The sequence below is a fragment of the Streptomyces botrytidirepellens genome (assembly GCF_003721215.1).
GTDB classification, from domain to species: domain Bacteria; phylum Actinomycetota; class Actinomycetes; order Streptomycetales; family Streptomycetaceae; genus Streptomyces; species Streptomyces himastatinicus.
Window position 1 is genome coordinate 1 of record NZ_RIBZ01000715.1, and the last position, 7,707, is coordinate 7,707.

General features: G+C 73.6%; 9 protein-coding genes. 2 read left to right on the forward strand and 7 right to left on the reverse strand.

Annotated elements, in window-relative coordinates; genetic code table 11:
* Positions 1-394, reverse strand: a 394-nt coding sequence (locus tag EEJ42_RS36720) for an acyl-CoA dehydrogenase family protein (protein WP_148082157.1), incomplete at its 3' end; no start/stop codon positions are given.
* Between the two features lie 62 nt (positions 395-456).
* Here EEJ42_RS36720 and EEJ42_RS36725 point away from each other — a divergent pair.
* Complete coding sequence (locus tag EEJ42_RS36725) at positions 457-1,626, forward strand: thiolase C-terminal domain-containing protein (protein ID WP_123106519.1); 1,170 nt, start codon at positions 457-459, stop codon at positions 1,624-1,626.
* Positions 1,627-1,682: 56 nt separating this feature from the next.
* A complete protein-coding gene (locus tag EEJ42_RS36730; protein ID WP_123106520.1) occupies positions 1,683-2,372 on the forward strand; it encodes a pyridoxine/pyridoxamine 5'-phosphate oxidase in 690 nt (229 codons plus the stop codon).
* 9 nt (positions 2,373-2,381) lie between these two features.
* On the opposite strand, the gene EEJ42_RS36735 is transcribed toward EEJ42_RS36730, so the two are convergent.
* The 6 genes from EEJ42_RS36735 to EEJ42_RS36760 form a co-directional block, all read right to left on the reverse strand.
* On the reverse strand, positions 2,382-3,611 hold the full coding sequence (locus EEJ42_RS36735; protein ID WP_123106521.1) for a cytochrome P450 family protein: 1,230 nt from the start codon (positions 3,609-3,611) through the stop codon (positions 2,382-2,384).
* Entirely contained in the window at positions 3,602-4,966 is a 1,365-nt protein-coding gene (locus EEJ42_RS36740; RefSeq protein ID WP_123106522.1) for a cytochrome P450, read from the reverse strand. The genes EEJ42_RS36735 and EEJ42_RS36740 overlap by 10 nt, the downstream gene beginning before the upstream one ends.
* Positions 4,963-5,535 (reverse strand): GTP-binding protein, encoded by a 573-nt coding sequence (locus tag EEJ42_RS36745; RefSeq protein ID WP_342778379.1) that lies wholly within the window; start codon positions 5,533-5,535, stop codon positions 4,963-4,965. The genes EEJ42_RS36740 and EEJ42_RS36745 overlap by 4 nt, the downstream gene beginning before the upstream one ends.
* Before the next feature lie 64 nt (positions 5,536-5,599).
* Complete coding sequence (locus EEJ42_RS36750) at positions 5,600-5,992, reverse strand: DUF742 domain-containing protein (protein WP_221179466.1); 393 nt, start codon at positions 5,990-5,992, stop codon at positions 5,600-5,602.
* Positions 5,989-6,405 (reverse strand): roadblock/LC7 domain-containing protein, encoded by a 417-nt coding sequence (locus tag EEJ42_RS36755; protein ID WP_106516416.1) that lies wholly within the window; start codon positions 6,403-6,405, stop codon positions 5,989-5,991. The genes EEJ42_RS36750 and EEJ42_RS36755 overlap by 4 nt, the downstream gene beginning before the upstream one ends.
* Positions 6,405-7,707, reverse strand: a 1,303-nt coding sequence (locus EEJ42_RS36760) for a sensor histidine kinase (RefSeq protein WP_148082158.1), incomplete at its 5' end; no start/stop codon positions are given. The genes EEJ42_RS36760 and EEJ42_RS36755, both read right to left, overlap by 1 nt.

The window sequence follows — 7,707 nt, forward strand, 5'->3', positions numbered from 1 at the left end:
ACAGCGCCCGGCCCGGCACCGCGAGCGCCGCGGTCAGCTCGCCGCCCGCGATCCGCGGCAGCAGCGCGGCACGCTGTGCGGCGGTCCCGAGGGCGGCGACCAGGGGCGCGGCGAGCACGGCGGTGGCCAGCAGCGGCGAGGGCAGCAGCGCGCGGCCGGCCTCCTCCGAGGCGAGCGCCAGCTCGACGGGCCCGCAGCCGACGCCGCCGTACGCGGTGGGCAGGGCGAGACCGGGAAGGCCCAGCTCGCGCGCGAGGTGTTCCCACAACGCCTCGTCGTATCCGGCCGCGGTGCGGACGGCCGTCTTGACCTCGTCGCCGCCGCACCGCCCCCGCAGCAGTTCGCGCAGGGTGCGCCGGATTTCCTCCTGCTCCTCGCTGAGCGCGGCATCCATCGGACCTCCCGTTCCTGACGACCCGTCATACTAACGCAGCAATCTGATGTACCGTCAGATACATGACGCCTGCCCCTCGCAAGGTCGCCGTCGTCGGCGTCGCCCTCGCCGACTGCGGCCGCGTCGACGGCCCCACCCCCTACACCCTGCACGCCCAGGCCGCCCGCCGGGCGCTGGCCGACTCCGGTCTCGACCGGTCCGTGGTGGACGGCTTCGCCTCGGCGGGGCTCGGCACGCTGGCGCCCGTGGAGGTGGCCGAGTACCTGGGGCTGCGGCCCGGCTGGACCGACTCGACCGCCGTCGGCGGCGCCACCTGGGAGGTCATGGCGGCGCACGCGGCGGACGCGATCGCCGCCGGGCACGCCCGCGCCGTCCTCCTCGTCTACGGCTCGACCGCCCGCGCCGACATCCGGGCGGGCCGCCGGACCGCGAACCTCTCCTTCGGGGCGCGCGGGCCGCACCAGTTCGAGGTGGCGTACGGCCACACCCTCGTCGCCAAGTACGCGATGGCCGCGCGCCGCCACATGCACGCGTACGGCACCACACTCGAACAGCTCGCGGACATCGCCGTGCAGGCACGCGCCAACGCCGCACACAATCCGGACGCGATGTTCCGGGAACCGATCACGGTCGACGACGTGCTGAGCGGGCCGATGATCGCCGACCCCTTCACCACACTGCACTGCTGCATCCGCTCGGACGGCGGCTGCGCGGTGCTGCTGGCGGCCGAGGACCTCGTCGCGGACACCGCCCGGCCGCCGGTGTGGGTGCTGGGCTCGGGCACCGCCGTCTCGCACTCGGCCATGTCGGAGTGGGACGACTTCACCGTCTCGCCCGCGGCGGCCTCCGGGCGCGACGCCTTCGCGCGGGCGGGGGTGCGGCCGTCGGAGATCGATGTGGCGGAGCTGTACGACGCGTTCACCTACATGACCCTGGTGACCCTCGAGGACCTCGGCTTCTGCGCCAAGGGCGAGGGCGGCGCGTTCGCGGCGGACGGGCGGCTGACGCTCGGCGGCGCGCTGCCGGTCAACACCGACGGCGGCGGCCTGTCCGCCTGCCACCCCGGGATGCGCGGGCTGTTCCTGCTGGTCGAGGCGGTACGGCAGCTGCGCGGCGAGGCGGGGGCCCGGCAGGTGCGCAAGGCGGGCGGGCGGCTGCCGGAGCTGGCCGTGGCGTCGGGGACGGGCGGCTGGTTCTGCTCGTCGGGCACGGTGGTGCTCGGCCGCGGCTGAGCGGCGCAGCCCTTCCGCTTGCCCGGACCGGCACCGGGTGATCGGATGGGGACCCGATGAGCGACGCACATGACGATGAGGCCTTCCGGGAGCTGCTGCGGGGCCTGCGCGTCCCGCACGCGGGCGAGCTGCCCGTGTTCGACCCCGCCCAGGCTCCGGACGCACCGCTTCCGCTCTTCCGGCGGTGGCTCCGCGAGGCCGCCGAGGGCGGCGAACCGGGCCCGCACACGATGATGCTCGCCACCGCGGGCGCGGACGGCCGCCCGTCCCTGCGCACGGTGATGCTGCACGACGCCGACGCCCACGGCTGGCACTTCGGCACCCACCGCACCAGCCGCAAGGGCCGCGAGCTGGCCGAGCACCCGTACGCGTCGCTGGGCTTCCACTGGATGCGCAGCGGACGGCAGGTCCGGATCGGCGGGCGCGTCACGGAGGCCGGGCCCGAGGAGAGCGCGGCGGACCTGCGCGGCCGCTCCCCCGCCGCGCTGGCGGCGGCGCTGGCCGGGGCGGGGCGGCAGAGCGCGGTGCTCAGTGCGTACGAGGACCTGGAGCGGGCCTTCGAGGACGCGTACGAGCGGGCCGAACGCGACCGGGACGCCTCCGCCCCCACCTGGACGCTGTACGTCCTGGAGCCGGACGAGGTGGAGTTCTACCAGGAGGAGGCGCGGCGCCGGCACGTCCGGCTCCGCTACCGCCGCGCCCCGGAGGAACGCGGCGGCTGGCGGCGCGAGTTGCTCTGGCCGTAAGGCCCGCGGTCAGCCCAGGCGCACCGGCAGCTCCCGGTGGCCGTTGACGATGACCGACGGGGAGCGCTCCGGCGTCCCGTCCGGATCGGCGAGCCGCAGACCGGGGAACCGGGCGAAGAGTTCGCGCAGCGCGATGGTGGTCTCCAGCCGGGCGAGAGCCGAGCCCGGGCAGCTGTGCGGGCCGTGGCCGAAGGAGGTGTGCCGGGGGCGGCGGGAGATGTCGAAGCGGTCGGCGTCCGCGCCGTGCTGGACACGGTCGCGGCCCATGCCGCCGTAGCTGATGACCACGCCCTCCCCCTCGCGGACGAGGGTTCCGGCGATGTCGATGTCCTCGGTGGCGAAGCGGAACAGGAAGTTCAGCGTCGGGGAGTCCAGCCGCAGACTCTCCTCGACCACGTCGTCCCAGCTGTAGCGGCCGGTGTGGACGAGGTCGAGCTGTGCGGGGTCGCCCAGCAGTGACCGCACGGCGTTCACGATCAGGTGGACGCTGGTCTCGTGCCCGGCCGTGATCATGACCTGGATGGTGGCGATCAGCTCCTCGACGGCCTCCTCCGACGGCTCGTCGCCGAGTTCCGACAGCAGCGCGCTGGTGAGGTCGGCGCCGGGCTCGTCGCGCTTGAGCCGGACCAGTCGGGCGATGTAGCCGTACAGCCCCTGGAGGGTGGCGAGGACGGTCTCGGGGGCGGCCTTGTCGTCGAAGAAGCTGTCGTACAGCTCCCGCAGCGGCCGGTGCCAGTCGGTCGGCATGCCGAACAGCTCACCGACCACCGTGATGGGCAGCGGGAACGCGAACGTGTCCTTGAGGTCCACCACCCCGCCCGAGCCCTCGGCCGCCCGCTCCGTACGGTCGAGCAGTTCGCGGGTGATCTCCTCGACGCGGCCGCGGAGCGCCTCCACCCGCTGCGGGGTGAACTCCCGGGCGACCGGCCTGCGCAGCCGCCGGTGCTCGGCACCGTCCGTGCTGACCAGGGAGGTCCCCAGGTCGACCAGGCCGATCAGCGGCCAGTCCGCGGGGATTTCACCGCGCTTCCAGGCACCCCACCGGTTGATGTCCTTCACGAAGCGGCTGTCGCGCATGACCTCGCGCGCGGGCGCGTCATGGGTGACGGCCCAGGCGGGCACCCCGCCGGGCAGCTCCACCCGGACCACGGGACCCGCGGCGTAGAGGAGTTCGCTCTCCTCAGCGGACGTACGGATCGTCGGGTCGAGCAGAACGGGGCGGTCCTCAGTCAGTCCCAACCGAAGCCTCCGGTGTATGAGTGGGCGGGCGTATAGGTGACGGGCAGCGAGGTCAGGCCGCGCAGCCAGGGCGAGGGGCGCCAGCGCAACTCGTCCGCGGGCACGGCCAGCTCCACGTCCGGCAGGTGCTCCAGCAGCGTCTCGACGGCGGTGTGGGCGACGACCTCGGCGATCCACTGCCCCGCGTACGGGCAGCGGTGTTCGCCGTGGCTGTACGACATATAGGCGTTGTGGCCCTCCGGCCCCGCCGCCCCGCCCGCCTGCGGACGGATATAGGGGTCGGTGTTGGCCCCCGCGAGCCCGAGCAGCACCAGGTCCCCGGCCGGGATGCGGGTCGCGCCCAGGACGGTGTCCTGGGTGGTGAAGCGGCCCGCGAAGATCTGCACCGGGGTGTGGTCGCGCAGCACCTGGTGCATGGCCTGGCGGACCGAGCGGCGGCCGCCGCCCATGTCGGCGGCGTACTCGTGGTCGGTGAGCAGCAGCCACAGGGTCATGCCGATCCAGTCCGTGCACGGCTGGTGTCCGGCGAGGGTGAGGACCATCAGGTCCTCGACCACCTCCTGGTCGGTGAGACCGGCGCGGTCGGCGATCATCCGGGAGGTGGCGTCCGGGCCGGGGTCGGCGCGTTTGCGGGCCACCAGCCGCTCGATGGTGCCGCGCACCTCGATCTGCCCGCGCAGGGCGTCGGGGCCGCCGTCGACCATGTCGTTGATCGCCTTCACCAGCGCGACGCCCTCGGCGTCGTACAGGCCGAGGACCCGGCTGAGGGCGAGCACGGGCAGCGGATGGGCGTAGTCGGCGACCAGGTCCGCCCGGCTGCCCTCGCTCAGCTTGTCGATCAGACCCTGCGCGAACGACTGGGTGGCGTCCTGCATCTGATTGAGATCGACCGCTTCGAGGGCCGATCCGACCGCTCCGGCGCGCCTGCGGTGATCGTCGCCCTCCCGGTACAGCAGCGACCCGTTGTCCTCGACCATGGGACGCAGCGGCCAGTCCGGCGGGATCTGCGGCCACAGCTTCCAGCGGGCCGAACCGCGCCCGAACACCTTGGTGTTCTCGGTGACGCGCAGCAGCTCGCGGTAGCCGAGGACCAGCCAGGCGGGGACGCCGCCGGGGAGCAGCACGGGCGCGACCGGTCCGTAGGTGTTCCGCAGCTCCCGGTACACCTCGGCGGGCGTGTCCTGGAAGCGCGGGCCGAACAGCTCGACGGCGTCCTCGTGGGACGCGGGCCGCTCGATGGCGGCGGGCTCCGGTTCGGTGGGCGCGCCGGGTCCGCCGCTTGATCCCGGCTCGTCCGGTGTGCCGGGTTCGTCGGACGGTTCGGATGGTTCGGACGGTGAGGTCGGCTGGGTCACGAAGCGGCCTCCTGGGCGGCGGACAGGGTGTGCAGATGGTCGAGCAGCGCCACCAGGACGTCCTTGCCCGAGGTGTGGGAACGGGCGTCGCAGGCGACCAGCGGTATCCCGTCCGCGAGATCGAGCGCGCCGCGTATGGCGTCGAGGGTGTGGTCCGGACTGTCGTCGAAGCGGTTGTGGGCGACGACGAACGGCAGCCCCTTGCGCTCCAGGTGGTCGATGACGGGGAACGAGTCCGCCAGCCGCCGGGTGTCCACCAGGACCACCGCGCCCCAGGCGCCCAGGAACAGGTTGTCCCACAGGAACCGGAAGCGGTCCTGCCCGGGGGCGCCGAACAGATACGTCACGATCCGCTCGGTGACGCTGATCCGGCCGAAGTCGAAGGCGACCGTGGTGACCGACTTGCCCTCCACCCCGGCCACGTCGTCGACTCCCACGCCCTTCTCGGTCATCACGGCCTCGGTCGTCAGCGGGTCGATCTCGCTGACGGCCCGGACGAAGGTCGTCTTGCCGACGCCGAAGCCGCCGCAGATCACGATCTTCACCGCGTCCCGGGCCGTATCGCTCAACGGGGCCTCGACGTCGGCCAGAGGAGCCTCGGCATCATCCGAGGGGACCTCGGCGTCGGCCGTGTCAGAGATTTTTGAGTGCAACGAGAACCTCTCGGACCAGGCCGGTGTCGGGCAGCCGCGCCGGGGCGGCCGCCACGCCCCGCGGGGCGGACGACCCGCCGCCACCGGCCCCGCTGCTGGGATGGCGGACCGAGATCCGGCCCTCGGCGAGCAGATCGGACAGCAGGATCGCGACGACGCCCACGGGCATGCGTAACCGCGCGGAGACCTCCACCAGCGCCATCGGATGGCGGCACAGCCGCAGGATCTGAACCGCCTCCGGGGCCATGCCCGCGGCCGGTTCGGATTCGCTGACGACCAGGGACACCAGATCGAACTCCGTGTACGCGCGGCTACGTCCCCCCGTCGCGGCGAACAGCCGGTCGGGCTGTTCATGGACGTCCCAGCGCATCATGCCGTCGCGCCGCCCTCCTCCCCGGGCACGCGCTGCGGCGAGGTGATGTACGCGAGGAGGCCGTCGACCAGTACGGACATGCTGTTGCCGACGATCCCGGGATCGGCGTCCTCCCGGGCCAGCACCGCGAGATGGGCGCCCTCGCCCGCCTCGACGGTCATCAGCAGCCCGCCGCCGACCGCGACCAGGGAGTGCTCCACGCTGCCGGTGCCGTCGCCGAACTTGGTCGACACCGTTCTGGCCAGGCTCTGGATCCCGGAGGCGATGGCGGCCAGCGTCTCCGCCTCCGACTGGGACAGGTCGGAGGAGTGGGTGATGACGAGCCCGTCGTTGGACACCGCGAGCGCGTGCCGCGCCCCCGGAGTCTTCGCCAGCAGGGCGTCGAGCTTCCAGTCGAGATCATGCGGGTTCATCAGGTCGTGCCTTCCGAGCGTGGTGTCGTGCGAGTGCGGTCCTGCTTGACGGCGGTGTGGAACGAGCCGAACCGGTTCCCCGCCTCCGCGGGCTTCTTACGTACGGGAGGTGGCGGCGCCGGGGGCTGGGCAGCCCGCTCGGTGCCGGACTCGACCTGTTTGCGACGGCGCCTCGGCAGCCCCTCGGGGGTGAGCGGATGGGCCCCGGACCGCTCCTCGGGCGGGGGCGAGGGGGGCCTGCGGGAGGGAAGCGGCGGCGCGGCGTTGGGGCGGACCGAGGCGCGGCGCTCGGGAGTGGGGGCGACCGCGGCGTGGTGGCCCGGGGCGTGGTGGTCGGCGCGGGGCTCGGTGAGGAGCTGCTGCGGGATCAGTACGGTGACCGCCGTACCGCCGGTCGCGGACGCCTGATAGCTGACGCGCAGCCCGAACTTGCGGGCGATCATGCCCACCACCAGCAGACCCTGCCGGGTGCCGGACAGCTTCAGCATGCTGGACGGATCGGCGGCGACCGCCTGCTGCGCCCGGGCGAGCATGTCGGGCTGCATGGCCAGGCCGCTGTCCGCGATCTCGACGGCGATCCCGCGCGGGACCTCCTGGACGTAGACGTTCACGGCGGTGGAGGGCGGCGAGAAGCTGACGGCGTTGTCGATCAGCTCGGCGAGGAGCGTGATCACCTTCTCGGCCGCGGCGCCGACCACGGCCTGTTCGCTGGTGCAGCGGATCTGCACCCGCTCCAGCCCCTCGATGCGGGAGGTGGCGGCGCGCAGCACCCGCCAGATGACGATGGGCCTGGGCCAGTGCTTCCCCGACAGCGCGCCGGTGAGGACGGCGATGCGGTCGGCCATCCGGCCGGTCTGCGAGGCGGTGCTGTCGAGCTGGAAGAGGTCGTCGAGGGCGTCGGCCTCGTAGCGGTCCTGCATCTCCCGCAGCCGGGCGAGGTTTCCGGCGACCAGCGCCTGGAGGCGACCGGCGATGCTGCGGAACGCGGCCACCATCTCGGTGCGCTTCTGCCGCTCCCGGGACAGCTCGCCGCCCATGGTCTCCAGCAGGGCGCGCAGCGGGCCGGTGGCGGGCCGCTCGATCCCGGCCAGGGCCTGGTCCGCCGGGACCCGGCCGCGCAGTTGCTCGACGAGGGCGGGTAACGCGGTGCCGACGGTGTGGTCGAGCTCCCGCTCCGCGGCGGCGATCCGCCGCTCGGACGCGGCGGCCCGCTGCTCCGCGGAGGCGGCCCGCTGTTCGGACGCGGCGACCCGGGCCCGGAGCTCGCGGACCTCGGCTTGGGCGCGCCGGAGGGCCGCGCCG

What these genes read in the sequence shown, in the direction of transcription:
- EEJ42_RS36725 (WP_123106519.1), top strand. Translation starts at nt 457, where the DNA reads ATGACGCCTGCCCCTCGCAAGGTCGCCGTCGTCGGCGTCGCCCTCGCC.
- EEJ42_RS36730 (WP_123106520.1), top strand. Translation starts at nt 1,683, where the DNA reads ATGAGCGACGCACATGACGATGAGGCCTTCCGGGAGCTGCTGCGGGGC.
- EEJ42_RS36750 (WP_221179466.1), bottom strand. Translation starts at nt 5,992, where the DNA reads ATGATGCGCTGGGACGTCCATGAACAGCCCGACCGGCTGTTCGCCGCG.
- EEJ42_RS36755 (WP_106516416.1), bottom strand. Translation starts at nt 6,405, where the DNA reads ATGAACCCGCATGATCTCGACTGGAAGCTCGACGCCCTGCTGGCGAAG.